Source organism: Microvirga arvi, assembly GCF_016892765.1.
GTDB classification, from domain to species: Bacteria; Pseudomonadota; Alphaproteobacteria; order Rhizobiales; family Beijerinckiaceae; genus Microvirga; species Microvirga arvi.
The window spans coordinates 51,814-76,298 of sequence record NZ_JAFEMD010000003.1 but is presented as its reverse complement, the minus strand read 5'-3'; the positions used below and the strand labels follow the sequence as shown (position 1 = coordinate 76,298).

The 24,485-nt window shown below is 64.3% G+C and carries 22 protein-coding genes; 13 read left to right on the top strand and 9 right to left on the bottom strand.

The window, feature by feature from the left end:
• Nucleotides 1-7 precede the first annotated feature (7 nt).
• Genes ILT44_RS02730 through ILT44_RS02715 form a run of 4 tightly spaced genes read right to left on the bottom strand, consistent with a single transcriptional unit; the run spans nt 8 to nt 5,120 of the window.
• The gene (locus ILT44_RS02730; protein WP_204238031.1) at nt 8-1,156 is read right to left on the bottom strand and encodes an acyl-CoA dehydrogenase family protein; all 1,149 of its coding nucleotides are present in this window, start codon (nt 1,154-1,156) and stop codon (nt 8-10) included.
• Nucleotides 1,157-1,192: 36 nt separating this feature from the next.
• A complete protein-coding gene (pimC, locus tag ILT44_RS02725; protein ID WP_204238030.1) occupies nt 1,193-2,389 on the bottom strand; it encodes a pimeloyl-CoA dehydrogenase large subunit in 1,197 nt (398 codons plus the stop codon).
• A 47-nt stretch (nt 2,390-2,436) separates the two neighbouring features.
• Nucleotides 2,437-4,110, bottom strand: coding sequence for a dicarboxylate--CoA ligase PimA (gene pimA / locus ILT44_RS02720; RefSeq protein WP_204238029.1), 1,674 nt, complete (start codon nt 4,108-4,110; stop codon nt 2,437-2,439).
• A complete protein-coding gene (locus ILT44_RS02715; protein WP_204238028.1) occupies nt 4,107-5,120 on the bottom strand; it encodes an NADPH:quinone oxidoreductase family protein in 1,014 nt (337 codons plus the stop codon). Before ILT44_RS02715 ends, pimA begins: the two co-directional genes overlap by 4 nt.
• Nucleotides 5,121-5,382: 262 nt before the next feature.
• Here ILT44_RS02715 and ILT44_RS02710 point away from each other — a divergent pair, with 262 nt between their 5' ends.
• From ILT44_RS02710 to ILT44_RS02700, 3 genes are all read left to right on the top strand, one after another.
• A complete protein-coding gene (locus ILT44_RS02710) occupies nt 5,383-6,585 on the top strand; it encodes an acetyl-CoA C-acyltransferase (RefSeq protein WP_204238027.1) in 1,203 nt (400 codons plus the stop codon).
• An 82-nt stretch (nt 6,586-6,667) separates the two neighbouring features.
• Nucleotides 6,668-8,737 (top strand): 3-hydroxyacyl-CoA dehydrogenase NAD-binding domain-containing protein, encoded by a 2,070-nt coding sequence (locus ILT44_RS02705; protein WP_307826297.1) that lies wholly within the window; start codon nt 6,668-6,670, stop codon nt 8,735-8,737.
• Nucleotides 8,738-8,755: 18 nt separating this feature from the next.
• Nucleotides 8,756-9,757 carry an alpha/beta fold hydrolase gene (locus tag ILT44_RS02700; protein WP_204238025.1) on the top strand — a complete coding sequence of 334 codons (1,002 nt, stop codon included), beginning with the start codon at nt 8,756-8,758 and terminating at the stop codon, nt 9,755-9,757.
• Here ILT44_RS02700 and ILT44_RS02695 read toward each other — a convergent pair.
• Nucleotides 9,652-10,992 carry a TetR/AcrR family transcriptional regulator gene (locus ILT44_RS02695; protein ID WP_204238024.1) on the bottom strand — a complete coding sequence of 447 codons (1,341 nt, stop codon included), beginning with the start codon at nt 10,990-10,992 and terminating at the stop codon, nt 9,652-9,654. The genes ILT44_RS02700 and ILT44_RS02695 overlap by 106 nt on opposite strands.
• Nucleotides 10,993-11,376: 384 nt before the next feature.
• On the opposite strand from ILT44_RS02695, the gene ILT44_RS02690 reads away from it, so the two are divergent.
• The 10 genes from ILT44_RS02690 (at nt 11,377) to ILT44_RS02645 (ending at nt 20,570) form a co-directional block, all read left to right on the top strand.
• Nucleotides 11,377-12,243, top strand: coding sequence for a branched-chain amino acid ABC transporter permease (locus ILT44_RS02690; protein WP_204238023.1), 867 nt, complete (start codon nt 11,377-11,379; stop codon nt 12,241-12,243).
• Entirely contained in the window at nt 12,240-13,256 is a 1,017-nt protein-coding gene (locus tag ILT44_RS02685; RefSeq protein WP_204238022.1) for a branched-chain amino acid ABC transporter permease, read from the top strand. The genes ILT44_RS02690 and ILT44_RS02685 overlap by 4 nt, the downstream gene beginning before the upstream one ends.
• The gene (locus ILT44_RS02680) at nt 13,249-14,013 is read left to right on the top strand and encodes an ABC transporter ATP-binding protein (protein ID WP_204238021.1); all 765 of its coding nucleotides are present in this window, start codon (nt 13,249-13,251) and stop codon (nt 14,011-14,013) included. Before ILT44_RS02685 ends, ILT44_RS02680 begins: the two co-directional genes overlap by 8 nt.
• Nucleotides 14,000-14,707 carry an ABC transporter ATP-binding protein gene (locus ILT44_RS02675; protein ID WP_204238020.1) on the top strand — a complete coding sequence of 236 codons (708 nt, stop codon included), beginning with the start codon at nt 14,000-14,002 and terminating at the stop codon, nt 14,705-14,707. Before ILT44_RS02680 ends, ILT44_RS02675 begins: the two co-directional genes overlap by 14 nt.
• Nucleotides 14,708-14,823: 116 nt before the next feature.
• Nucleotides 14,824-15,990, top strand: coding sequence for an ABC transporter substrate-binding protein (locus ILT44_RS02670; protein WP_204238019.1), 1,167 nt, complete (start codon nt 14,824-14,826; stop codon nt 15,988-15,990).
• Nucleotides 15,991-16,058: 68 nt separating this feature from the next.
• A complete protein-coding gene (locus ILT44_RS02665; protein ID WP_204238018.1) occupies nt 16,059-16,538 on the top strand; it encodes a PaaI family thioesterase in 480 nt (159 codons plus the stop codon).
• A gap of 37 nt (nt 16,539-16,575) precedes the next feature.
• On the top strand, nt 16,576-18,219 hold the full coding sequence (locus ILT44_RS02660; RefSeq protein ID WP_204238017.1) for a long-chain-fatty-acid--CoA ligase: 1,644 nt from the start codon (nt 16,576-16,578) through the stop codon (nt 18,217-18,219).
• 7 nt (nt 18,220-18,226) lie between these two features.
• Complete coding sequence (locus ILT44_RS02655) at nt 18,227-19,057, top strand: SDR family oxidoreductase (RefSeq protein ID WP_204238016.1); 831 nt, start codon at nt 18,227-18,229, stop codon at nt 19,055-19,057.
• Nucleotides 19,054-19,530, top strand: a complete 477-nt coding sequence (locus tag ILT44_RS02650) for a MaoC family dehydratase (RefSeq protein ID WP_204238015.1) — start codon at nt 19,054-19,056, stop codon at nt 19,528-19,530. Before ILT44_RS02655 ends, ILT44_RS02650 begins: the two co-directional genes overlap by 4 nt.
• Before the next feature lie 5 nt (nt 19,531-19,535).
• Nucleotides 19,536-20,570: a phosphotransferase family protein gene (locus ILT44_RS02645; RefSeq protein WP_204238014.1), complete on the top strand. Its 1,035-nt coding sequence runs from the start codon at nt 19,536-19,538 to the stop codon at nt 20,568-20,570.
• Here ILT44_RS02645 and ILT44_RS02640 read toward each other — a convergent pair.
• From ILT44_RS02640 to iolD, 4 genes are all read right to left on the bottom strand, one after another.
• Nucleotides 20,554-20,751, bottom strand: a complete 198-nt coding sequence (locus tag ILT44_RS02640) for a hypothetical protein (protein ID WP_204238013.1) — start codon at nt 20,749-20,751, stop codon at nt 20,554-20,556. The genes ILT44_RS02645 and ILT44_RS02640 overlap by 17 nt on opposite strands.
• A 69-nt stretch (nt 20,752-20,820) precedes the next feature.
• Nucleotides 20,821-21,624 (bottom strand): 5-deoxy-glucuronate isomerase, encoded by an 804-nt coding sequence (gene iolB / locus ILT44_RS02635; RefSeq protein WP_204238012.1) that lies wholly within the window; start codon nt 21,622-21,624, stop codon nt 20,821-20,823.
• A gap of 11 nt (nt 21,625-21,635) precedes the next feature.
• Complete coding sequence (gene iolE, locus ILT44_RS02630) at nt 21,636-22,520, bottom strand: myo-inosose-2 dehydratase (RefSeq protein WP_204238011.1); 885 nt, start codon at nt 22,518-22,520, stop codon at nt 21,636-21,638.
• 20 nt (nt 22,521-22,540) lie between these two features.
• Nucleotides 22,541-24,388, bottom strand: coding sequence for a 3D-(3,5/4)-trihydroxycyclohexane-1,2-dione acylhydrolase (decyclizing) (gene iolD, locus ILT44_RS02625; RefSeq protein WP_204238010.1), 1,848 nt, complete (start codon nt 24,386-24,388; stop codon nt 22,541-22,543).
• Nucleotides 24,389-24,485: the final 97 nt, after the last annotated feature.

Here is a 24,485-nt window from a genome sequence, read left to right as displayed (position 1 = left end):
CGCCTCCTCAGGCCGCGATCAGGCCGCCGGTTTCGGCAAGCTTGGACAGATGGTGATCGGCATCGCCGAACAGGGTGTCGATCATCGTCACGCGCTTGAAGAGATGGCCGACCTTGTATTCCATGGTCATGCCGACGCCGCCGTGCAGCTGAATCGCCTGCTGGCCGACGAAACGGCCGGAGCGGCCGATCTGCACCTTCGCAGCGGAAATCGCCTTGCGCCGCTCCTCGGAATTCTCCTCCTGCGCCATCATGGCAGCGAACATCGCCATGCTGCGCGCCTGCTCGAGGGCAATGAACATCTCCGACGAGCGGTGCTGCAGCACCTGGAACGATCCGATGGTGGTGTTGAACTGGCGGCGGGTCTTGAGGTAGTCGACCGTGAGCTTGAGCATCTCGTCCATGGCGCCGATGGCCTCGGCCGCGAGGGCCGCGATGGCGATGTCGGTCACCTTTTCCACGACGGGCAGAGCGCCTTCCGGGTTACCGATGACATTGCCGGCGTCGACGCGCACGGATTCCAGCGTCACCTCGGCGGCGCGCTGCCCATCCTGAGTCGGATAACCGCGTCGCGAAACGCCGGGTGCGTTAGCGTCGACGAGGAAGAGGCCGATGCCGTCCCGGTCGCGGCGGGAACCGGCGACGCGGGCGGTCACCAGGATCTTGTCGGCGCTGTCGCCGTGCAGCACGACGCTTTTCTGGCCATCGAGAACGAAGCCGCCGCCGTCGTGCCGGGCAGACGTCGCGACATCGAAGAGGTCGTAGCGCGACTGCCGTTCCGTGTGGGCCAAGGCAAGACGAAGATCGCCCGAGGCGATCTGGGGCAGATAAGCTGCCTTCTGCTCTTCGCTTCCGCCGTGCCGCAGCAGGCCACCGCCGAGAATGACGGTGGCAAGATAGGGCTCGAGCGCCAGCGAGCGTCCGAAGGCTTCCATGATCGTCATGGTCTCCACCGGACCACCACCGAAGCCGCCATGAGCCTCGTCGAAGGGCAGGGCGAGAAGGCCGAGTTCGGCATAGGCGCTCCACAGCTCACGGCTCCAGCCTTCCGGCTCCTTGGCATAGCGCTGGCGGCTCTCGAAGTCGTAGCGGTCCGCCATCAAGCGATCGACGCTGTCCTTCAGGAGGCGCTGCTCTTCGCTGAGATCAAAGTCCATGTCCGCGTTTCCTCAAAGCTCATGTCACATGAGGGGTCAGAACCCCAGGATCGCCTTGGCGATGATGTTCTTCTGGATTTCGTTCGAACCGCCATAGATCGAGATCTTGCGCCAGTTGAAATAGGTCGGCGCGGCGGTGCTCGCCCAGTCCGGTCCATCGAGGGGTTCGTTGCGGCCTTCCTCTTCCGGCTGGTAAGGCATGGCGAAGGGGCCGACGACTTCCATCAAAAGCTCGGTGGTGGCCTGCTGGATTTCGGATCCCTTGATCTTGAGGATCGAGGAGGCGGGATCGGGCTTGCCCTTCTCGCGCCGGCTCTCGGCGGCCACCACGCGCAGCTGCGTCATCTCGAGCGCCTTCAGCTCCACCTCGATGGCAGCGAGCTTCTCGCGAAAGCGCGGGATCGCGATTAGCGGAACGTCGCCGACGCGCTCCAGGCTCGCGAGCTCACGCACGCGCTTCAGGCGCGCCTTCGAGATGCCGATGCGGGCGATGCCCACGCGCTCGTTGCCGAGCAGGAACTTGGCATAGTCCCAGCCCTTGTTCTCCTGGCCGACAAGATTGTCCACCGGCACGCGCACGTCGTCGAAGAACACCTCGTTGACCTCGTGCCCGCCGTCGATCGTCTGGATCGGGCGGACGGTGATGCCCGGCGTCTTCATGTCGATGAGCAGGAAGGAGATTCCCTCCTGCTTCTTCACGGCGGAATCGGTGCGTGCCAGGCAGAAGATCCAGTCCGCATGCTGTGCGAGCGTGGTCCAGGTCTTCTGGCCGTTGACGATGTAATGATCGCCATCGCGCTTGGCGGTCGTCTTCAGAGACGCGAGGTCGGAACCGGCGCCGGGCTCCGAGAAGCCCTGACACCACCAGTCGTCGAGATTGGCGATGCGCGGCAGGAAGCGTCGCTTCTGATCCTCGTTGCCGAAAGTGTAGATCACAGGTCCGACCATGTTGACGCCGAAGGCGAGCGGTTCGGGAGCGGGCGCCTGCTGCAGCTCGTCGCGGAAGATGTATTGCTGCACGGGGCTCCACCCGGTGCCGCCCCATTCCACCAGCCAGTGCGGCACCGCCCAGCCCTTGGCGTTGAGAATGCGGCTCCAGGTGACGAGGTCGTCCTTGCTCGGGTGGTGGCCGTCGATCATCTTGCGGCGGATTGAGTTGGGAAGGGCCGTGCGGAAGAATGCGCGCACCTCGTCGCGGAAGGCGAGCTCCTCATCGGTGAACCGCAGATCCATGGGCGATATCCTCTAAGCGTAGAATTGAAGCGAAAGAGCGTTGATGATCACGATGTTGCGGCCTCCGCCTTGCGCCGCTCGGCATCACGCAGCTCGACCTTCGACAGCTTGCCGACGGAGGTACGCGGAAGCGCATCGCGGATTTCGAGAGCTACGGGCATCTCATGCTTGCCGAGCTTGTCGGCGAGGAAGGCCTGCAGCTCCTCCAGAGTGAAGCCGGGTGCGCGGTTCTTCAGCTTCACGAACACCTTGGCGGCCTCGCCGCGATAGGCATCCGGAATGCCGATGACGATGGCCTCCTCCACCTGCGGGTGCTCGTAGACTGCCTGCTCGATCACCTGCGGATAGACGTTGAAGCCGCCGGAGATGATCATGTCCTTGCGGCGGTCGACGATGAAGAAATAGCCGTCCTCATCCCTGTAGCCGATATCGCCGGTCAGAAACCCGTGCTCGGTAAAGGACTCGGCCGTCTCCTTGGGCTTGTTCCAGTAGCCGCGGCTGACATTGAGACCCCGGACGCGAAGCTCTCCGGTCTCACGGACGCCGAGCACCCGGCGGGGCTCGTCGAGGGACACGATGTCGAGCTCGACGCCCGGCATGGGAATGCCGATGGAGCCGGGCTTCGGCGGTCCTTTGAGCGGCAGGTTCGTGCCGGCGGGGGATGTTTCCGTCATGCCCCAACCGCCGAGAAGTCGCTGACCGGTCAGGCGATGGAAGCGATCCCCGACCTCGACCGGCAGGGGTGCCCCTCCGGAGCTGCAATGAATCATCGAGGAGAAATCGCGGTTCTCGATCCCCGGATAATTGGCAAGCGCAATCCACATGGTGGGAACGCCGGGAAAGGCGGTCGCCCGCTTCACCTCGATGTCGCGCAACGTCGTCTCGGGGTCGAAGCGCAGGCGCAGCAGGATCTCGTTGCCGTTTCTGATCTGCCGCAGCAGGATCGTGGTCAGCGCATAGATGTGGAACAGGGGCAAGACGCAGATCACCTTCTGCTCGCCGGGGCGCGTGTTCAGCTGAGGGCCGAACCAAGCCTCGTACATGGCAACAGCCGCAGTGAGGTTGCCGTGGGTGAGGATGGCGCCTTTCGGCGTGCCGGTGGTGCCGCCGGTATATTGCAGCAGAGCGATGTCGTCAGGCGTGATCGTGGGCCATTGCGCGGGCGGAACAACATCGCGCGTGAAAGCTTCGAAGGTGATCACATCGGGCCGCTCCGGGATCGGCATCACAGGCGCCGGGCACGATCCCCAGACGGCGTCTTCGCCGACGATCACTTGGTCCACATGGCCGGCATCCAAGAGCTTGAGCGCCATTGACAGCATGCTGGCGAGATTGGTCGTCACAAGAATGCGCGCGCCGCTGTCGTGCAGCTTGTGCGCCAGCTCCCGTTCGGCATCGAGGGGGCTCAGATGAGCGAGCCGGATTCCGGCCTTCGCAGTGCCGAAGAACGCGAAGGGATGATAAGGCGTATTGGGCAGATAGAGGGCGACAGCTCCTTCCGGATCGATCGATGATCGGAGAAGGGCGGCGGCAAACGCATCAGCCTGACGACCGATCTCGGTGTAACTGACAGGCCTGTCGCGATATTCGATGGCGGGTCTGTCACCATAGGCCGCCACCGCCTCGTCCAGGAGCCTTGGCAGCGTCGTCGGTTCGATGGGAGCATCCCACCGAACGCCGGATGGATAGGAGCGCTCCCAGGGATGGGCCGGGCGGCTCATGAAGCATCAGCTCCGTTCATGGTCACGACGATCTTGCCCATGGCCTTGCGCGCGCTCAAGGCCGCAATGGCCTCGCCCGCACGGGCCAGCGGCACGCGCTCGGAAATCACCGGCCTGATGGTGCCGCGCTCGTAGAGCTCCAGAAGCTCCCGGAGATTGGCGGCATTGGCCTTGGGGTCGCGCTTGGCGAAGGCGCCCCAGAACACGCCGACGATCTGGCAGGATTTCAGGAGTGGCAGGTTGAGCGGAATCTTCGGGATGCCTGCCGGGAAGCCGACCACGAGGAAGCGGCCTTCCCAGGCGATGGCGCGAAGGGCCGCTTCCGAATAATCGCCACCGACCGGATCGTAGATCACGTCGGCCCCGTTGGGCCCGCAGGCTTGCTTGAACTGCTCGGCCAGAGTCTTTGCACTCTCCCTGTCGAGAGGTCCAGGTGCATAGACGATGCTCTCCTGCGCACCGTGCTGCCGGGCAAGCGCCGCCTTCTCTTCCGACGAGACCGCCGCGACGATTCTTGCGCCCACGGCCTTGCCGAGTTCCACAGCTGCGAGCCCCACGCCTCCGGCGGCACCCAGCACAAGCAGCGTCTCGCCCGCCTTGAGATGAGCCCGGTCCTTGAGCGCATGGTAGGAGGTGCCATAGGTCATGACGAAGGCCGCGGCCTCGTCGAAGGGCATCCTGTCAGGCATCGGAATGCAACGGCTGGCGGAAATGGCGAGCTTCTCGGCCATGCCGCCCCAGCCGCAGGAGCCGATCACCCGGTCGCCGGCTTTGATGAAAGACACGCCTTCGCCAACCGCCTCGACGATACCTGAAACCTCACCGCCTGGAGCGAAGGGACGTTCCGGCTTGAATTGATAGCGATCCTCAATGATCAGTGCGTCGGGATAATTGACGCCGCAGGCCTGCACGGCCAGCAGGACCTCTCCCGGATTCGGGCGCGGCTCGGACACGGATTCCAGCACGAGCACCTCGGGTCCGCCCGGCTGTTTGCTGAGTAGGGCCAGCATCCTTCGCTTCCTCCCCGGAAAGCGCGCACTATGTGTTGAAGGTAGGGTATCTCCGCTGTTTCCAGATGCAAGCCGATTTTTCGAAAAACTGTGCCGATGCGAAATTTCATCATATTTTCAAAAGGATTTAGGCTAGACAAAAACATACCGCTTTTGTCATTAATAGAACCCGACAAGGTTAGGAGCGCTCGCCGCCGCCGGCGCCGGGTGGCTTGGAATGAAGGGGCTGCCATGGCCCCAGCGATCCAGGGAGGATCCCAAGATGCGTGAAGCTGTCATTGTTTCCACGGCGCGCACCCCCATCGGCAAGGCGTATCGCGGCGCCTTCAACGATACCCAGGCTCAGGCCCTCGGCGGCCATGCCATCGCGGAGGCGGTGAAGCGCGCACGCGTCGATCCCGGCGAGATCGGTGACGTGGTGATGGGCGCCGCCTTGCAGCAGGGCTCGACCGGATCGAACATCGCCCGCCAGGCGGCCTTACGTGCAGGATTGCCGACGAGCGTCGCGGGCATGAGCATGGATCGGCAATGCGCCTCGGGTCTTATGGCCATCGCGACGGCCGCCAAGGAGATCGTCGTCGACGGGATCGGCATCGCCGTCGGCGGCGGCCTTGAATCGATTTCCCTGGTCCAGAACGAGCATGCGAACCGCTATCGCGCCAAGGATCCTGCGCTCGTGGAGACGATTCCGGCGCTCTACATGAGCATGCTCGAGACGGCCGAAATCGTGGCGGACCGCTATGGAATCTCCCGCGAGGCGCAGGACGAATACGCGCTGCAGTCGCAGCAGCGCACGGCGCAGGCTCAGGCCGAGGGGCGCTTCGCAGCCGAGATCGTCCCTATGACGACGCGCATGCTCGTCGTCGACAAGGCGAGCGGCGCCACCTCCGAGCGGGAGATCACACTCTCGCAGGACGAGGGCAATCGCCCGCAGACGCGGTTGGAGGATCTGCAGGCGCTGAACCCGGTGTTCAAGGACGGGCAGCGCGTGAAGGAAGGCCGCTTCATTACGGCGGGCAATGCCTCCCAGTTGTCGGACGGCGCCTCGGCGGCCGTTCTGATGGAGGCGAAGGAGGCTGAGCGCCGCGGCCTGCAGCCGCTCGGCGCCTATCGCGGCATGGCGATTGCCGGCTGCGAGCCGGATGAGATGGGAATCGGGCCGGTCTTCGCGGTGCCGAAGCTGCTTAAGCAACACGGCCTGACCATGAACGACATCGACATCTGGGAACTCAACGAGGCCTTTGCCTGCCAGGTGCTCTATTGCCGCGACCGGCTCGGCATTCCCAACGAGAAGCTCAATGTGAGCGGCGGCGCCATCTCCATCGGCCATCCCTATGGCATGTCGGGCGCGCGCATGACCGGGCACATCCTCATCGAAGGCAAGCGCCGCGGCGCGAAATACGGCGTCGTCACCATGTGCGTCGGCGGCGGCATGGGGGCTGCTGGTCTATTCGAGATCTACTAAGACACGTCCTTGAGACAAGCGTACCGAATCAGGGGAGGAGAGCAGCATGAGCAGCGCGGCCGAGACGAGTTCCGCAACCCGCATCAATCCCGTCGTCGCGTTGAGGCGCGACGGTGAGATCGCGGTGCTCACCGTCAATTCGCCTCCCGTGAACGCACTCTCGGCGCAGGTGCGCGAGGGCATCGTCGAGGGAATCAGGACAGCCAATTCCGATTCGGGCATCAAGGCCGTGGTGCTTCATTGCGAAGGCCGCACCTTTTTCGCCGGCGCCGACATCAGCGAATTCGGCAAGCCGCCGAAGCGCCCGATGCTGCCCGAAGTCGTGGACTTCATCGAGGCTTCGGCAAAGCCGGTGGTCGCCGCCCTTCACGGCACGGCGCTCGGCGGCGGTCTGGAGACGGCGCTCGCCTGCCACTACCGCGTGGCCGTCCCCTCGGCGAAAGTCGGCTTCCCGGAAGTGAAGCTCGGCCTGCTGCCGGGCGCCGGCGGCACGCAGCGCCTTCCCCGCCTCGTCGGGCCGGAGCGCGCTCTCGAGATGGTCACCTCCGGCACTCCCATCTCGGCGAAAGCTGCGAAAGAGATGGGCATCGTCGACGAGCTCGTCGACGAGACCGACCTTCTGGCGAGCGCCATCGCCTTTGCCCGTAAGGTGGTCGCGGAGAACCGGCCCCTGAAGAAGGTGCGCGATCTCGACGACAAGATCGCGGCCGCTCGCGGTAAGTCGGACATCTTTGACACGTTCCGCAAGGCGAATGCCCGCAAGTTCCGTGGCTTCCAGGCGCCGGAATACAACATCCGCTGCATCGAGGCCGCCGTGAACCTGCCCTTCGACGAGGGCATCAAGCTGGAGCGCCAACTCTTCCAGGAGCTCGTGAGCGGCGAGCAATCGGCGGCCCAGCGCCACGTGTTCTTCGCCGAGCGCCAGGTCTGGAAGATCCCGGACATTTCCGACGACACGCCCACCCTGCCGGTGAAGAAGGTCGGCATCATCGGCGCCGGCACCATGGGCGGCGGCATCTCGATGAACTTCGCCAATGCGGGGCTACCCGTCATTATTGTCGAGGCCAAGCCCGAGGCTCTTGAGCGCGGCCTGTCGGTCATCCGCCGCAACTACGACAGCACGGCCAAGAAGGGCCGCATGAGAGCGGAGGATGTGGAGCACCGCATGGGGCTCCTCACCGGAAGCCTCAAGCTGGAAGACCTTGCCGATTGCGACCTCATCATCGAGGCCGTGTTCGAGAACATGGACATCAAGAAGGAGATCTTCTCCAAGCTCGATGCCATCGCCAAGCCCGGCGCGATTCTGGCCACCAACACGTCCTATCTCAACGTGAACGAGATCGCCGCGATGACGAAGCGGCCGGAACACGTGCTCGGCATGCACTTCTTCTCGCCGGCGAACGTTATGCGGCTGCTCGAGGTCGTTCGCGGGGAGAAGACCGACAAGCGCGTGATCGCCACCGCCATGCAGCTCGGTCGCCGGATCGGCAAGATCGCCGTGCTGGTGGGCGTCTGCCACGGCTTCGTCGGCAACCGCATGCTCTCGCCGCGCCAGCGCGAGGCCAACCGTCTGGTGCTCGAAGGTGCGATGCCCTGGGATGTGGACCGTGTGCTCTACGAGTTCGGATTCCCCATGGGCCCCTTCGCCATGGCCGATCTCGCCGGCCTCGACATCGGCTGGTCGCGCGAGACCTCGAAGGGCGCGACGGTGCGCGAGATCCTCTGCGAGCAGGACCGTCGCGGCCAGAAGACGGGCGCCGGCTTCTACGATTACGACGAGAACCGCAACGCCAAGCCTTCCAAGCTCGTGGAGCAGATCATCCTCGACCTCTCGGCGAAGAAGGGAATCGAGCGGCGCACGATCTCGGACCAGGAGATCTTGGAACGCTGCGTCTACACGATGATCAACGAGGGCGCGAAGATCCTGGAGGAGGGCATCGCCATCCGCTCCTCCGACATCGATATCGTCTGGATCAACGGCTATGGCTGGCCTGTCTACCGCGGCGGTCCGATGTTCTATGGCGAGCAGGTGGGCTTGAGCCATGTGCTGGAGCGGCTGCGCGCCTACGAGGCTGAGTTCGGAGCGGATTTCAAGCCAGCCGCCCTGCTCGAACGCCTTGTCGCCGAGGGCAGGGGCTTTCGCGATCTCTGACGAAGGATCGCATTGGCCATGAACGACACGGCTCCTGATCCGCTGCGTCCTCCACCGCTTGCGTCCCTCTCCGACGCGCCCCCGAGCGCGCCGGACTGGTTCAAGCACGCTCTGGCGGATGCGCCGGAGCGCAGCTTCATCGACGCGGCCGGCGCCAGGATCGAAACGCTCACCTGGGGCGAGCGCAGCAAGCCCGGGCTTCTGTTCCTCCACGGCAATGGAGCCCATGCCGATTGGTGGAGCTTCATCGCGCCGTTCTTCTCGAGCGAGTATCGCTGCACAGCCCTCTCCTGGTCGGGCATGGGCGGGTCGGACCGGCGCGAGCGCTACTCGTTCGACATCTTCGTGCAGGAGGCGATGATTGTTGCCGAGGCGACAGGGCTCTTCGAAGGTCCGGCAAAGCCTGTCTTCATCGGTCACTCCTTCGGAGGATTCCCGATCCTTGAAACCGCTGCCCGATACGGAGAGCGGCTCGGCGGGGTCATCACCATCGACACGCCGATCTTCTCGGCCGAACGACGACGCGAGCGCCGCGAGAAGGGCGCACCCTGGGAAATGCGCCCCCATAAGATCTATCCCACCCTGGAAGCCGCCCTGCACCGTTTCCGGCTCGTTCCCGCCCAGCCCTGCGAACACCTCTTCATTGCGGACTTCATTGCCCGGACGTCGCTGGCCCAGGTCCGCACATCGGAGGGATCCGGCTGGTCCTGGCGCTTCGACCCTTACCTGTGGCGCGACTATGAGTGGGAAGACCCGGCACCCGCGCTATCGGCTCCGAAATGCCCTTTGGCGATCCTGCTGGGGGAGCGTTCGACTTTGATGCGGGAGGATGACATCGCACGGATGAGAGGCCTCCCGCCGCCGGGAACTCCGATCATCGCGATCCCGGAAGCCTATCATCATGTCCTGATCGATCAGCCGCTGGCGCTGGTCGCCGCGCTGCGCACCCTGCTGGCCGGCTGGCGCTCTTCCTCGCAAGGGTCCGGCGTGAACACGCCCATGAACAGGGGCTTGGCGTAGAGGTCGGCGGCTGATTCCGTCGTGATGCCGGGCACCCACCATTCGAGCTCGACGGCCGCGTTGATGATGCTGTCGACCACGTGGGCCGCGACGGAGGGATCGAGCGGGCGGATCGATCCGTCGACCATGCCGTCGACGACGAAGCTGCCGAAGCGCTGGGCCAGGCGGTCAATGGTGCGCTTCGTTTCGCCACGCAAGCCCTCCGGCAGGGCGCTGAAGGCGGAGATGCGCAGCAGCGGCCCCTGGTCGGAGAGCTGGTAGCGGATCAGTTCGCTGGTGGCTGCGCAGAGATGATCCCAGCCGGTCTCTCCATTGGCTTCCGCCGCCCGCTGGACCTGCCGCACCACGGCGAAGGTGCGCTCGAAGCAGGCGGCCACGAGATCGTCCTTGTTGTCGTTGTGGTGGTAGAACGAACCCTTCGTCACGTTCAGCCGGGCCGAGATCTTCTCAACGGAGGCGCCCCGGTAGCCCTGCTCGTTGATCAGGATGGTGGCCGAGCGCAGGAAGGCCTCGGGCGAGATCTCCTCGGCCGAGGGCCAGGTCATATGCGGCAGGACCGTCGGATGCCAGGCGGATTGCGGAGCGGCCAGCCCGTTGATGAGGATATCGCCGATCCTGTCGGCGACGCGCCGGTAATCCTCCGGCTCGTAATGGTCTATCCAGTGGCGGACGCCATGCATGACGGAAATCAGCAGATGCGTCCGCGCGTTCCTTTGGGCCCGCGTCAGCGGCGGCGCATCCTCCCCGTCGAACAGGCTGCGCAGGTGTCGGAACATCTGGTTGTAGGTACCGAACACCAGTTCCATGTGAGGGCTGGTCAGCGACCGCATGTCGCTGAAGCTCATGAGCGGCGGCTGGGCGCCCGAAGCGCTCTCCGCAAGCGTCTCGCAATAGAGCCGCAGGATCGTCCTCAAGCGGTCTTCCGGCGTCTCCTGGCGCAGGGCTGCGGCGATAAGCTCCTCCAGGGCCTCAATGGAGCGCAGGAGGCAGGCCGTCGCAAGCTCCTCCTTCTTGCGGTAGTAATAGGTGACGCTGTTGGTGATTAGCCCGACGCTCTGGGCCACATCGGCCAGGGTCGTCCCCTTCAATCCTTTCTGATTGAAGAGGCGCACGGCGGCATCGAGGATGGATTGCCGCTTCTGCTCGTAGCGCTTGGTCTGGCGGGGAAGGGCGCTGGAGGTCGGCGTCATAACGGTTCGTGGCTCCTGGCCGGGAAGGCAGGCAAGGCCGCCCATGACATGAGCTCCTAGCACGAACGGGCGCCGGGCGCGATGCCATGAATGCAACATCTCGACTGTACCGGTTATTCTAATGTCGAGTCCAGGGCAGATATGAAGCGGTTTGAAATCGGTGCAATTCTGCTCCCATGATCCGTTGACGAGGCCAGGGTCTCGTGTCAGTCTCTTCTCAACAAAGGGCAGAGCCAACGAAGCGCTGCCGGCGGTTCGGCTTCCGGAAAAGACCGTACCGTTCATTCGAGAGGAAACGATCCGAGGATCCCGGATTGATCTGCTTGAGGGTTTGATGCCGCAAGGCTTAAGGCCCTCGTTCCTGCCCCAGCCAGGCAGGGCATGCGGTCGAGCACGGGAGCCCGGTGCCCAAGAGGAGGACACGGCTCCTTGAACATCTTCTTTCAGCAGGTTCTGAACGGGCTGACGCTCGGGAGCGTCTATGCGCTCGTGGCCCTTGGTCTGACGCTCGTCTACGGAATTCTCCACATTCCCAACTTCGCCCATGGCGCCCTCTACATGGTCGGCGCCTATGTGGCGTTCTATCTCGTCGGTTCGCTCGGTGCGAATTACTGGGTTGCGATGGCCGGGGCGGCTGTCGTCGTCGCGGCACTCGCCGTTCTGTCGGATCGCCTCATCTTCCATCGCCTGCGAAATGCGCCGCCGCTGCACGACATGATCGCGGCGATCGGCCTCCTCCTGTTCCTGGAGGCCGGCATTCAGGCGATCTGGGGTGCGGAGTTCCACCGCCTGGCGCCGCCTTACCCGCAGATCGTGCGCCTCTTCGATCTCGTCGCTCCCGCACAGAGGCTCATCATCATCGCGGCGGCGTTCGGGTTGATGTTCGTCCTCCACCTGTTCCTCACGCGCACGCTCACCGGTTCCACGATCATCGCCACGGCGCAGAACCGGGAAGGAGCGGCCCTCGTCGGCATCGATGCCACGAAGGTTTCGGTTCTGACCTTCGCGATCTCCGGTGCGCTGGCCGCTGTGGCCGCGACGCTGTTTTCCCCCATCAACCTGATCTATCCGTCCATGGGCCACCTCGTGATCATGAAGGCCTTCGTGATCATCATTCTCGGCGGCATGGGCAGCATCCCCGGCGCCATCGTCGGCGGTCTGGTGATCGGGTTCGCGGAGAGTTTCGGCGCCTTCTATGTCTCCACGAACTACAAGGACATCATCGCCTTCGCGTTGCTCGTCCTGATCCTGTCGTTCCGACCCCAAGGCCTCTTTCCCAGCGGAGCCCGGGCATGACGTCGAAGACCTGGCAGAAGCCTCTCCTCGCGGTCCTGCTGGCTTTTGCCATCATCTTTCCGATGGTCGCAGCAAACGACTACTACATCTACGTAATGTCGCTTGCCTACATCATGGCGATTGCGGCCGTGGGCCTGAACCTCATCCTGGGCTATACGGGCCAGCTCAACCTGGCCCATGCGGGCTTCATGGCCATCGGCGCCTATACGGTGGGTGTTCTCACCGTCGATTACGGCGTGCCCTACTGGATCGCCTTCGTGCTCGCCGGAGCCTTGAGCGCCGTCGTCGGGTTCTTCGCCGGTCTCCTCTCGCTGCGGCTCAAAGGCCACTTCTTCTCGATCTTCACCCTCTGCGTCGGCTTCATCATCTATCTCATCATCGAGAAGTGGGACGCGCTGACCCATGGCACGGTCGGCATCATCGACATTCCGGCGCCCTCCGGCCTCGGCCCGATCCGCTTCGACAACACCTGGTCGCAGTACTACCTCGTGTTGTTCTTCCTGGTGCTGAGCCTGTGGTTCATGAGCCGAATCGTGCATTCGCTGCTCGGCCGCGCCTTCATCGCCATCCGTAACGGTGAGGACCTTGCCGAGACGCTCGGCATCAACCTGATGCGCACCAAGGTTCTGGCCTTCGTGCTCTCCACCTTCTATGCCGGCATGGCCGGTGCCCTCTATGCCGGCTTCGTACGCTTCATCGGCCCGGCCATGGCACTGGAGAGCCACACCTTCGACATGATCGCCTTCATCCTCGTCGGTGGCATCGGAACGCTGTTCGGGCCTTTGCTGGGCGCGATCCTGCTCACCTGGCTCACGCAATCCCTGCAGTTCTTGCAGGATTTCCGGATGATCGTGTTCGGTCCGCTTCTGATTCTGCTGATCATGTACTTCCCGCAGGGCCTCATCGGCTATTGGCGCCAGCGGCAGGCGAGGCGCGCCGCGGCCTCCGTTCAGGATAGGCGGCTGCAAAGGTCCGTTCTGGCATCTCAGCAGGAGGTGCGAAGCAATGCTTGAGATCCAGGGCCTCACCAAGCGCTTCGGCGGGCTGACTGCAGTCCGCGACGTGACCACCTCCTTCGAGAGGAACCGCATCAACGCCATCATCGGCCCGAACGGCGCCGGCAAAACCACCTTCTTCAATCTGGTGAGCGGCTATCACAAGCCGACAGCCGGACGGATCCTCTTCGACGGACAGGACGTGACGGGCCTGCGGCCGGACCAAGTCGCGAAGCTCGGCGTCGCCCGCACCTTCCAGTCGACCAACCTCTTCGATCAGGCCACCGTGCTCGACAACCTGATCGTCGGGCACCGCCTACGTACCACGTCCACCTTCTGGGATGTGGTATTCAACACGCAGCGCCTGCGCGCAGACGAGCATCGCTGCCGGGCCAAGGCGGAGGAGGTGCTCGATTTCGTCGGCCTTTCTTCTGTCGCGCACCATCTGGCGGCAGACATCTCGCAGGAGGAGAGAAAGCGCGTGGCATTTGCTCTGGCGCTTGCCACCGACCCGAAGATCGTGCTGCTCGACGAGCCGGCGGGCGGCGTCAACCCGGAGGAGACCCTGGGTCTCGCCGAGCTGATCCGGAAGATGATCCGAACAGGGCTGACCGTCTGCCTCATCGAGCACAAGATGGACATGATCATGAGTCTTGCCGACAAGATCGTCGTGCTTGATCACGGCGAGATGATCGCCGAGGGCCCGCCCGCGCAGATCCGGTCGGATCAGCGTGTGATCGAAGCCTATCTGGGAGCCGATTATGCTGCGGCTTGAGGGGGCACAGCTCAATTACGGCAGCTTCCGCGCGCTCGACGGGATCACAATCCATGCGGAGCCCGGCGAGCTCGTGGTGATGCTGGGCGCCAACGGCGCCGGCAAGAGTTCGCTGTTCCTGGCGATCAGCGGATTGCGCAAGCTCAACCGCGGCAACATCTGGTTCAAGGACCAGAACATCGCGGGGCGCAAGCCGTCCCAGATCGTCCAGTCCGGCGTCGTGCATTGCCCGGAGGGGCGCAAGCTCTTTCCCGAAATGTCCGTGCGCAAGAACCTGCTGCTCGGGGCCTATGTCCATCGCCAGGACAGATCAGAAACGGACAGGATCCTCGATCAGGTCTTTGAGCTGTTTCCGATCCTGTACGACAAGAGGAACGACATGGCCGGCTCTTTAAGCGGCGGCCAGCAGCAGATGGTCGCCATCGGCCGTGCCCTCATGGGGCGGCCTCAGGTCCTGCTGCTCGACGAGCCCTCGCTGGGTCTTGCGCCTCTCGTGGTGAAGCAGGTGCTAGGCGTGATCAAGACCATCAACGACAAGGGTACCACAGTGCTGCTGGCCGAGCAGAACGCCTATGCCGCCCTGCAGATCGCCCATCGCGCCTATGTCATCGAGAGCGGCCGGATCGTCATGGAAGGCGACCGGGAGACCCTGCTCAATGACGAGCGTGTTCGAAAAGCCTATATCGGCGCCTGATCCGGCGCCGGTTGTGGAAGCCTGCGAACCATAAAAAAGTTCGCCAACAGAGAGACGGGAGCCGATCACGGTCGAACTCCTGCGCCGTGAAGAAAGAACAAGAGGAGAGGAAACAAATGGCTCTTTGGAAACACCTGGTTCACACCGCGGGCGCCGTCACGCTCGCCGCCGGCTTCGCCTCCGTCGCATCGGCTCAGGAAACCGTCAATATCGGCTATACCGGCCCGCTCAGCGGCGGCGCCGCGCTTTACGGCAAAAACACCCTGGTCGGCCTGGAAATGGCCGCGAAGGAGATCAACGATGCCGGAGGCTTCGATGTGGGCGGCAAGAAGTACAAGTTCAACATCGTGGCGCTCGACGACAAGTACTCGCCCAGCGAAGCGGCCGTGAACGCGAAGCGCCTGAAGGCGCAGAACAACGCGCCGATGATCTTCACGCCGCATTCCGGCGGCGCCTTCGCGATCCAGGCCTTCAACGAGCAGGACAACTTCATCCTCGGCGCCTATACCAGCGTGCCGAATATGACGGAGCGCGGCAACAAGCTGACCTTGCGCATTCCGCCGTCCTTTGCGGGCTATGTGCAGCCGTTCATCAACGTGGAGATGAAGACCTTCGGCAAGAAGCTCGCCATGGCGGGCGGCGACCATGATTACGCGAAGGCCTGGGCACAGCTCTTCGGTCCAGCCTGGACAAAGGCCGGCGGTCAGATCGTGGCCGAGAACCCCATGTCCTACAACAAGGATACCGACTTCTACAGCGGCGTGAGCCGCGTGCTGGCGGCGAGCCCCGATGTGCTGTTCATCGGCGGCGCCTCCGAGCCCACGGCTCTCGTCGCCAAGCAGGCGCGCGAGCTCGGCTTCAAGGGGGGCTTCGTGGTGATGGATCAGGCCAAGCTCGACGAGATGGCGGCCGTCACCGGCGGCATGGATATGCTCGAAGGTTCGGTCGGCGTTCTGCCGCTGATCTACGACAAGCGCCCCGGCGCGGAAGGCTTCATCGCCAAGTTCAAGAAGCTCTACGACCGCAACCCGGGCACGGAAGCATCCTATCATTACTCGACCCTCAATGCGGTGGCCGAGGCTATGAAGCTTGCCGGCAGCGTCTCCGACCCGAAGGCGGTCCATGCCAAGCTGAGCGAGGCCTACGGCAAGCTGTCGCCGGAGAAGAACCCCGCGCGCATCACCAGCGTCGACGAGCGCGGCGGCACCAACGCCAACATCGTCGTCGGCGTGGTCAAAGGTGGCAAGGTCGAGACCATCGAGGCCGCAAGCCTCGGCCAGTAAAATCCCCAATGGGCAGGGCCGGCCTCAGAGCCGGTCCTGCCTTTTCCGCAGAGGTGCAGGCGATCCGCATGGATGCAATCCCATTCGAAAGCCGCGCCGCCGGCATCCGGGAGCGAGTGGCCCTCCAGGGCTTCATGCGCCTCGTTGGGGCCCAGATCGACGAGCTGGCGCCCGGCTCCTCGACGATTTCCGTTGCTCGCCGGGATGATCTGCTTCAGCAGCACGGCCTGTTTCACGGCGGCGTCACGGCCTTCCTGATCGACAACGGCACGACGATTGCCGCCGCCACGGTGCTCAAGCCCGGTCAGGGCGTCCTCACGGCCGAATACAAGCTCAACCTGTTCTCGCCGGCCGATGGTGACCGGCTCTTCTGCCGTTCGCGGGTCGTCAAACCCGGCAGCCGCATGATCATCGTGGCGGCGGACGTGTTCACCGAGAAGGACGGGCGCGAAAAGCAGACGGCGGTCGCTCTCGCCACCATTGCCGTTCTCGATCAGGCCTCCATGCCGCCTCTGCGTCAGGCTGGACAAGTCGCGAGCCACCGATAAATTCCTGAGAATAAGCAAAAAACGGAGGGAAGATACGATGTTGAAGGGAATGATGATGGATCGGCCGCTGTCGATCCCGGCGATCATCGATCTGGCAGCGGAAGTTCACGCCAACACGGAGATCGTCTCGGTGACCACCGAAGGCGGCATCCATCGCACCACCTACAAGGACATTCACAAGCGCGTTGCCCAGCTGGCGCATGGGCTGCGCGCGCTCGGCGTCAAGCCGGGCGATCGCGTGGCGACGCTGGCCTGGAACGGCTACCGGCACTTCGAGCTCTACTACGCCATTTCCGGCATCGGGGCTGTCTGCCACACCATCAACCCGCGCCTCTTTCCCGAGCAGCTCGTCTATATCGTCAATCACGCCCAAGACACGGCGCTCTTCTTCGACATCACCTTCGCGCCGCTTGTCGCTGCCCTGCGCCCCAAGCTGCCCCAGAACATCACCTACGTGGCGATGACCGGCCGCGAGACGATGCCGGCGCAGGAGGGGCTCGATGGCCTTAAATGCTATGAGGACCTGCTGACCGGACAGCCCGAGACGATCACCTGGCCCGACCTCGACGAGAACACCGCCGCGGCGCTCAGCTACACCTCCGGCACCACGGGCGAGCCCAAGGGTGTGCTCTACTCGCACCGCTCGCAGGTGATCCACGCCATGACATCGGTCATCGGGGCTTCGCGCTATTTCGGCATGGGGAAGAAGATCCTTCCCGTCGTGCCGCTCTTTCACGTCAACGCCTGGGCACTGCCCTATTCGGCGCCGCTCTCCGGCACTTCCCTGATCTTCCCCGGCGCAAAGCTCGATGGCGCGAGCCTCTTCAATCTCATGGAGGCCGAGAAGGTTGACAGCAGCTGGGGCGTGCCGACCGTCTGGCTCGGGCTTCTCCACGAGATGAAGCAGAGGGGCCGCAAACCGGAAGGGCTCGATTACGTGATCATCGGCGGCTCGGCCGCGCCGCAGCCCATGATCGAAGCCTTCGAGCGGGATTACGGCATCAGCGTCTGCCACGGCTGGGGCATGACCGAGATGAGCCCCATCGGCACATTCGGCATGCTGAGCCCTGAGATGGAGCAGCTGCCCTTCGACCAGAAGGTCGCTCTCAAGGTGCGCCAGGGTCGTCGTCTCTTCATGGTGGACATGAAGATTGTCGACGAGAACGGCAAGGAACTGCCGAAGGACGGTGTGGCCTTCGGCGAGCTCTGCGTGCGCGGGCCTTCGATCGCGTCGGGCTACTACAACAACGAAGCGGCCACCGCCCAGGCGCTCGATGCGGAAGGCTGGTTCAGGACCGGCGACGTGGCCAAGATCACCCCCGACGGGTTCCTGCAGATCGTCGACCGCACGAAGGATCTCGTGAAGTCGGGCGGCGAGTGGATCTCCTCTATCGATCTTGAGAACGCAGCCATGGGCGCGCCGGGCGTTGCCAATTGTGCCGTTCTGGCGATGCCGCATCCGCGCTGGGGCGAGCGACCGCTTCTCGTGGTCGTGCCGAAGCCGGATGCGCAGCCTGCAAAGGACGAGATCCTGGCCTATCTCACCAATAAGGTGGCGAGCTGGCAGGTGCCCGACGACGTGCTGTTCGTGGAGAGCATTCCGCTGACGGCGACGGGCAAGACCTCAAAGCTCGAGCTGCGCAAGATCCTTAAGGACTATGTCCTTCCCACGGCCGCGTGACCGGCCGATGGCTCAGGATTACCTCGGCTCACTGTTCTCGGTCGCGGGCAAGACGGCGCTCGTGACCGGAGGCGCCACGGGCATCGGCCGCATGATCGCCGAGGCCCTCGTGCGGGCCGGCGCGCGCGTGCTGATCGCCTCGCGCAAGGGCGAGGCCTGCGAGGCCGTGGCGCGGGAGCTGAATGCGCTCGACGCCGCCGGCACGGCGGAAGGCTTTGCCGGCGATGTGGGGACCGAAGCCGGCGTGATGGCTGTGGCTTCCGAGGTGAAGGCGCGGACCCCGCACCTTCACATCCTCGTCAACAATGCCGGCAAGACCTGGGGCGAGCCGCTGGAGCGCTTTCCGCACAAAGCCTGGGACGGTGTGTTCTCGGTCAACGTGGCGGGGCTCTTCACCTTGACCCAGCAGCTGCTTCCTCTGCTTGAGGCGGCAGCCAGCGACGGCGATCCCGCCCGCATCGTCAATCTCGGCTCTGTCATGGGCGCCGCGCCTATCGGCGACAATGCCTATTCCTACGCGACGTCCAAGGCTGCAGTGCATCATCTCACGCGCATCCTGGCAAAGGAGTTGGCCCCGCGCCGCATCACCGTGAATGCCTTCGCACCGGGACCGTTCCAGAGCCGCATGACGGCCTTCGCCACGGGCGACGAGCACAAGCGCGCGCAGGTCGCCGCCAGCGTGCCTCTCGGCCGCATCGGCCATCCCGACGACATCGCGGGAGCGCTCCTGTTCCTCTGCGGACGCGGCGGCGCCTACACGACGGGCGCCATCATTCCCCTCGACGGCGGCATCGGCGTGGAGACGGGGCACAAGATCTTCGGAGAGGCGACGGAATGAACGCGCATGCGCCCGTGTCAGTCTCCCTCGATGACCTGAAGAGCCGGATCGGGCAGGAGGTCGGTGTCTCGTCATGGAAGGCGATCGACCAGGCCAGAATCGACCGCTTCGCGGCCGTGACCGAGGACCATCAGTTCATTCACGTGGATCCTGAACGCGCACGGGCGGAGACGCCCTTCGGCGGCACCGTCTCGCACGGCTTTCTCACCCTATCGCTACTCTCCGCCATGGGGCAGGAGGCGCTGCCGGTGATCAAGGATCGAGTCATGGGGATCAACTACGGCCTGGACCGGGTCCGCTTCCTTTCGCCTGTCCCGGTGGGAGCGCGGGTGAGGGGGCGCTTCTCCCTCGCCGACGTTTCGATGCGGCCCGCTTCGCAAGCGGTGCTGCGCTATCAGGTCACCGTCGAGATCGAGGGATCGGACAAGCCGGCTCTCGCGGCCGAGTGGATCACTCTCGCCGTGCTTGGTTGAAACCCATGACAGCGCAAGCAGCCCATCTCGACACGGAACGCCTCGGCCCCTATCTCGCAGCGACCATTCCAGGCTTCGGCCGCCTCACGGGTGCAGAGAAGTTCGCCGGTGGCCAATCGAATCCGACCTTTCTCATCACATCCACGCAGGGCCGCTTCGTCCTGCGGCGCAAACCGCCGGGGGCGCTGCTGAAATCGGCTCACGCCGTCGATCGCGAGTACAGGATCATGGCTGCCTTGGCGCAGGCCGATGTGCCTGTGCCGCGCGTCCTGCATCTGTGCGAGGATGAAGCGATCATCGGGTCCATGTTCTACGTGATGGATTACGTGGAGGGGCGGATTTTCTGGGACGGCAAGCTGCCTGATCTTCGCCCGGAGGAACGCACCGCGATCTACGATTCCATGAACGGCGCGCTCGCCGCCCTGCATGGGGTCAACCCCGCAGCCGTCGGCCTTGCCGATTACGGCAGGCCGGGAAGCTATTTCGAGCGTCAGATCGCCCGCTGGACCGGGCAGTATCGCGCCTCCGAGACCCACCCGATTCCTGCGATGGACGAACTGATCACCTGGCTCGAGCGCAGCATGCCGGAGGATGACGGCCGCGTGAGCCTCGTCCATGGCGATTACCGCCTCGACAACATGATCTTCGAGCCGGCAGGAACGCGCATCCTGGCGGTGCTCGACTGGGAGCTGTCCACCCTGGGCCATCCCCTGGCCGATCTCGCCTATCAATGCATGCAGTGGCGACTCCCGTCTGAGGGAGCGTTCCGCGGCCTGGGCGGCATCGACAGGAAGGCTCATGGCATTCCGACGGAGGCCGAATATGTCGAGCTCTATTGCCGGCGGACCGGAACCGAGGTGATCGGCCACTGGCCGTTCTATCTCGCCTTCAGCTTCTTCCGCCTCGCCGCCATTCTCCAAGGCGTCTACAAGCGTTCCCTCGACGGCAATGCCTCCAACCCGGAGCGCGCCCGCCGCATGGGCGAGGCCGTGCCGATGATGGCCGGAATGGCGCTGGAGGTTGTCAGCGGTCCCACTTGATGTTGAGGGCGCTCGTGACGAGACGGTCGATGAGGACCGGTGCATCGGCGGCCATGCGCTCGATCCCCTTCACGGCCTGACGCGTCATGCGCCCGTCCAGGAACGCGTAGTCCATCACGATCGCGCTCGTGAGCGCGATCGCGGTCTTGAAGGCGCGCGAGGCGAGATCCGACCAGAACATGGGGCCTCTTCAGGAAACAATGCTCGCCTCATGCCTGAAAGGTCAGGCAGGATCAAGCGACAGACGGTCTCAGGCCTGTTTCAGCATCCACTCGTGATCCGGGTCGTTGTGGAACTTCCAGATCCGCTTCGGGCCGGCCATTACGTTGAGATAATAGAGCTCGTAGCCGTGGGGCGCCCCGACCGGATGATAGCCCTTCGGGACCAGCACCACGTCACCGTTGGCGGCCGCCAGGGTCTCGTCGAGGGAGCGATCGTCGGTATAGACCCGCTGCAGGGCAAAGCCCGAGGGCGGGTTGAGGCGGTGGTAATAGGTCTCCTCCAGCAGCGACTCGTGAGGCAGCATGTCCCGGTCGTGCTTGTGGGGCGGATAACTCGACCAATGGCCCGAGGGCGTGATGACCTCGACCACGAGCAGGCTTTCCGCCGCTTCCGTCTCAGGCAGGATATTGCGCACGTGACGCGTGTTGGTGTCCTTGCCGCGCGACTCCTGTCCGACCTGATCCGGACCGATCACCCGCGCGGGCAGCTTGCCCTCGGCGGGAGCGGTGCAGATTGCGATTTCGCAATCCGTCTCGGCCTGCAGCGACCATTCGGAGCGGGCCGGCGCATAGAGCGACCACGGATCCGGCTCGAACGGCGAGGCTCGCCCGCCGATGACGCCGAAATCCTGGCCGGAAGCCGCCACGCGGGCCTTGCCGGAGAGCATGACGATGCAGGCCTCCCGGTCACCTGTCGCTTGCTTCAATCTCTGCCCGCCTTTGAGCTGGTAGACCTCGAACCCCACATAGGTCCACCCGGCCGATTGCGGCGTGATGGCGTGGATGCGCCCGTTGTCGCCGGGCTTCGACGGTTTGACGAGAAGCTTGGACATCGCACTCTCCCTTATCGCAGGCCGGCTTCCTTGAGGTAGCGGGTGAGATTGGCATAGCCCATCTTGGCGTAGGTCAGCGGATGCGCCTTCTTCGGGTCCTGCTCCGCCTCGATCACCACCCAGCCGCTATATCCCGGCAGTTCCTTGAACACGGAGACGAAATCCACCATGCCGTCGCCCGGCACCGTGTAGACGCCTTCGATGACGGAATCGAGGAAGCTCCAGCCTTCCGCCTTCGATTTCTCCATCACGGCCTTGCGCACGTCCTTGGTGTGCACATGGCTGATGCGGCTGCGATAGCGGCGGGCAAGCGCTGCGGGATCGGCACCGCCCCAGGTTGCATGGCCGGTATCGAGGAGCAGGTGAACGGCCTCGCCTGTGGAGCGCATGAAGGCGTCGATGTCGGCCTCCGATTCCACGATGGTGCCCATGTGATGGTGATAGACCACGCGGACGCCTTCCTGCAGCGTACGCTCGGCAACTTGCGTGATGCGGCGGCCGAACTCGGCCCAGTCGCTCTCCTTCATCACGGGGCGCTGTGACAGAGGCTTGGAGCGGTCGCCGTGGATGGCGTTCGAGGTCTCGGCGAAGACGAGCACGTTCGAGCCCATGGCCTTGAGCAGATCGAGATGGGGGCGCAGCGCCTTCATTTCCGCGTCGGCGTCGCGCTTCAGGAGTTCGGCAGAGTACCAGCCCGACACGCAGGCCATGTCGAATGGCGCGAGCGCCTTCTTCAACGCCTCGGGCTCACGCGGAAACTTGTTGCCGAGCTCCATGCCCTCGAAGCCCGCTTCCTTGGCCTCGGCCAGGCACACCTCCAGCGGCGTCTCGCCGCCGAGCTCCGGCATGTCGTCGTTGGACCAGCCGATGGGATTCGCCCCGATGCGGATCGTCATGTTCTTATCCTTCTATCTTGTTAGTCACCCACCCGCTGCGCGGCGAGGGCTGTTTCATAATTTTTGCGGGCGGCCTTCACCTGATCGCGCACCGAAACCTCCGGCACCGCCACATCCCACCAATGACCGCCTTCGTCGGTGAAGGCGAGAGGATCGGTGTCGATGACGATCACGGTGCTGCGCTCGGCACCACGTGCCTTCTTCAAGGCGTTTTCCAGCTCGCCGATGCCCTTCACCTTGATCGCCTGCGCGCCGAGGCTTGCCGCATGCGCTGCGAAATCGATGTCGGGCAGAGTGACGTGGTTCGTGTGCTGCAGGAGGTTGTTGAAGCTCTCACCGCCGGTGGCGCGCTGCAGGCGGTTGATGCAGCCGTAGCCGCGATTGTCGAGCAGCACGACCGTGAGCTTCTGGCCCAGCATCACCGAGGTGGCGAGTTCGGAATTCATCATGAGATAGGAGCCGTCGCCCACCATCACGATCACCTCGCGCGAGGGATCCGCCATTTTCACGCCGAGCCCGCCGGCAATCTCGTAGCCCATGCAGGAATAGCCGTATTCCATATGGTAGCCGAGCGCAGTGCTCGCCTTCCAATGCTTGTGCAATTCGCCCGGCAGGCCGCCGGCCGCGCAGACCACCACGTCGCTCGGCTGGGACGTGCGCTGCACCGCGCCGATCACCTGTGCGTCGGAGGGCAGTTCCGCATTGGTCGGATCCGTGTAGCGGGCGGCTTTGTCGAACCAGCGGGTCTTCTCCTCACGCGCCTTCGCCGTCCAGGCGTCGGGCGCCTTCCAGCCGCCGAGCGCGCGGCTCAGTTCCTCGAGGCCCACGCGAGCGTCGGCAACGAGCGGCAGCGCGTTGTGCTTCATCGCATCGAAGGCCTGGATATTGAGGCCGACGATGCGGCGGTCCGGGTTCTTGAACAGGGCCCAGGAGCCGGTGGTGAAGTCCTGCAGGCGCGTGCCGACCGCAATCACCACGTCGGCCTCTTCGGCGAGCGCGTTGGCGGCGCCCGTGCCGGTCACGCCGACCGCACCGAGATTGGCCTGGTGATCGTGAGGCAGGCTCGACTTGCCGGCCTGCGTCTCGCCGACGAAGAGGCCATGCCTCCCGGCGAAATCTGCCAGCGCCTTTTCGGCATCGGAATAGAGCACGCCGCCGCCGGCGACGATGAAAGGCTTCTTCGCCTTGCGGATGAGGTCGGCGGCTGCCGCAAGCTCCGCCTCGTCAGGGCGGATGCGGCGCGGCGTCCAGATTTTTTCCGCGAACAAGCTTTCCGGATAATCGTAGGCCTCGGCCTGCGTATCCTGGCAGAGCGCCAGCGTCACCGGGCCGCAATCCGCAGGGTCGGTGAGCACGGCCATGGTGCGCTGGAGCGCGGGAATGATCTGCTCCGGCCGCGCGATGCGGTCGAAGTAGCGTGACACGGGCTTGAAGCAGTCGTTGGCCGAGACGGTGCCGTCGGAAAAGCCTTCGATCTGCTGCAGCACCGGATCGGGCCTGCGGTTGGCGAAAACATCGCCGGGGAGCAGCAGAACAGGCAGGCGGTTCACATGGGCCACGGCTGCGGCCGTCACCATGTTGGTGGCGCCAGGGCCGATGGAGGTGGTGCAGGCCATCATGCGCCGCCGCCGTGAGGCCTTGGCGAAGGCGATCGCCGCATGGGCCATGCCCTGCTCGTTATGGGCGCGGTAGGTCGGCAGCTGCTCGCGAACCCCGTGCAGCGCCTCGCCCATGCCCGCCACGTTGCCGTGGCCGAAGATGGCCCAGACGCCGCCGAAGAGCGGCATCACCTGCCCGTCGATCTCCGTCTTCTGCGCCGTCAGGAATCGGGCGACGGCTTGCGCCATGGTCAGGCGGATCGTGCTCATGCGTGTTCCCCTCGAATGGCGCCGACCTTGGAGGAGGGGCGCAGCCTTCTCAAGTTGGTCTTCAGGATAACAGGAGCGTTCCTGTCATGGGATCGCT

What these genes read in the sequence shown, in the direction of transcription:
- ILT44_RS02730 (WP_204238031.1), bottom strand. Translation starts at nt 1,156, where the DNA reads ATGGACTTTGATCTCAGCGAAGAGCAGCGCCTCCTGAAGGACAGCGTC.
- pimC (WP_204238030.1), bottom strand. Translation starts at nt 2,389, where the DNA reads ATGGATCTGCGGTTCACCGATGAGGAGCTCGCCTTCCGCGACGAGGTG.
- pimA (WP_204238029.1), bottom strand. Translation starts at nt 4,110, where the DNA reads ATGAGCCGCCCGGCCCATCCCTGGGAGCGCTCCTATCCATCCGGCGTT.
- ILT44_RS02715 (WP_204238028.1), bottom strand. Translation starts at nt 5,120, where the DNA reads ATGCTGGCCCTACTCAGCAAACAGCCGGGCGGACCCGAGGTGCTCGTG.
- ILT44_RS02710 (WP_204238027.1), top strand. Translation starts at nt 5,383, where the DNA reads ATGCGTGAAGCTGTCATTGTTTCCACGGCGCGCACCCCCATCGGCAAG.
- ILT44_RS02700 (WP_204238025.1), top strand. Translation starts at nt 8,756, where the DNA reads ATGAACGACACGGCTCCTGATCCGCTGCGTCCTCCACCGCTTGCGTCC.
- ILT44_RS02695 (WP_204238024.1), bottom strand. Translation starts at nt 10,992, where the DNA reads ATGGGCGGCCTTGCCTGCCTTCCCGGCCAGGAGCCACGAACCGTTATG.
- ILT44_RS02685 (WP_204238022.1), top strand. Translation starts at nt 12,240, where the DNA reads ATGACGTCGAAGACCTGGCAGAAGCCTCTCCTCGCGGTCCTGCTGGCT.
- ILT44_RS02680 (WP_204238021.1), top strand. Translation starts at nt 13,249, where the DNA reads ATGCTTGAGATCCAGGGCCTCACCAAGCGCTTCGGCGGGCTGACTGCA.
- ILT44_RS02675 (WP_204238020.1), top strand. Translation starts at nt 14,000, where the DNA reads ATGCTGCGGCTTGAGGGGGCACAGCTCAATTACGGCAGCTTCCGCGCG.
- ILT44_RS02670 (WP_204238019.1), top strand. Translation starts at nt 14,824, where the DNA reads ATGGCTCTTTGGAAACACCTGGTTCACACCGCGGGCGCCGTCACGCTC.
- ILT44_RS02665 (WP_204238018.1), top strand. Translation starts at nt 16,059, where the DNA reads ATGGATGCAATCCCATTCGAAAGCCGCGCCGCCGGCATCCGGGAGCGA.
- ILT44_RS02660 (WP_204238017.1), top strand. Translation starts at nt 16,576, where the DNA reads ATGTTGAAGGGAATGATGATGGATCGGCCGCTGTCGATCCCGGCGATC.
- ILT44_RS02655 (WP_204238016.1), top strand. Translation starts at nt 18,227, where the DNA reads ATGGCTCAGGATTACCTCGGCTCACTGTTCTCGGTCGCGGGCAAGACG.
- ILT44_RS02650 (WP_204238015.1), top strand. Translation starts at nt 19,054, where the DNA reads ATGAACGCGCATGCGCCCGTGTCAGTCTCCCTCGATGACCTGAAGAGC.
- ILT44_RS02645 (WP_204238014.1), top strand. Translation starts at nt 19,536, where the DNA reads ATGACAGCGCAAGCAGCCCATCTCGACACGGAACGCCTCGGCCCCTAT.
- ILT44_RS02640 (WP_204238013.1), bottom strand. Translation starts at nt 20,751, where the DNA reads ATGTTCTGGTCGGATCTCGCCTCGCGCGCCTTCAAGACCGCGATCGCG.
- iolB (WP_204238012.1), bottom strand. Translation starts at nt 21,624, where the DNA reads ATGTCCAAGCTTCTCGTCAAACCGTCGAAGCCCGGCGACAACGGGCGC.
- iolE (WP_204238011.1), bottom strand. Translation starts at nt 22,520, where the DNA reads ATGACGATCCGCATCGGGGCGAATCCCATCGGCTGGTCCAACGACGAC.
- iolD (WP_204238010.1), bottom strand. Translation starts at nt 24,388, where the DNA reads ATGAGCACGATCCGCCTGACCATGGCGCAAGCCGTCGCCCGATTCCTG.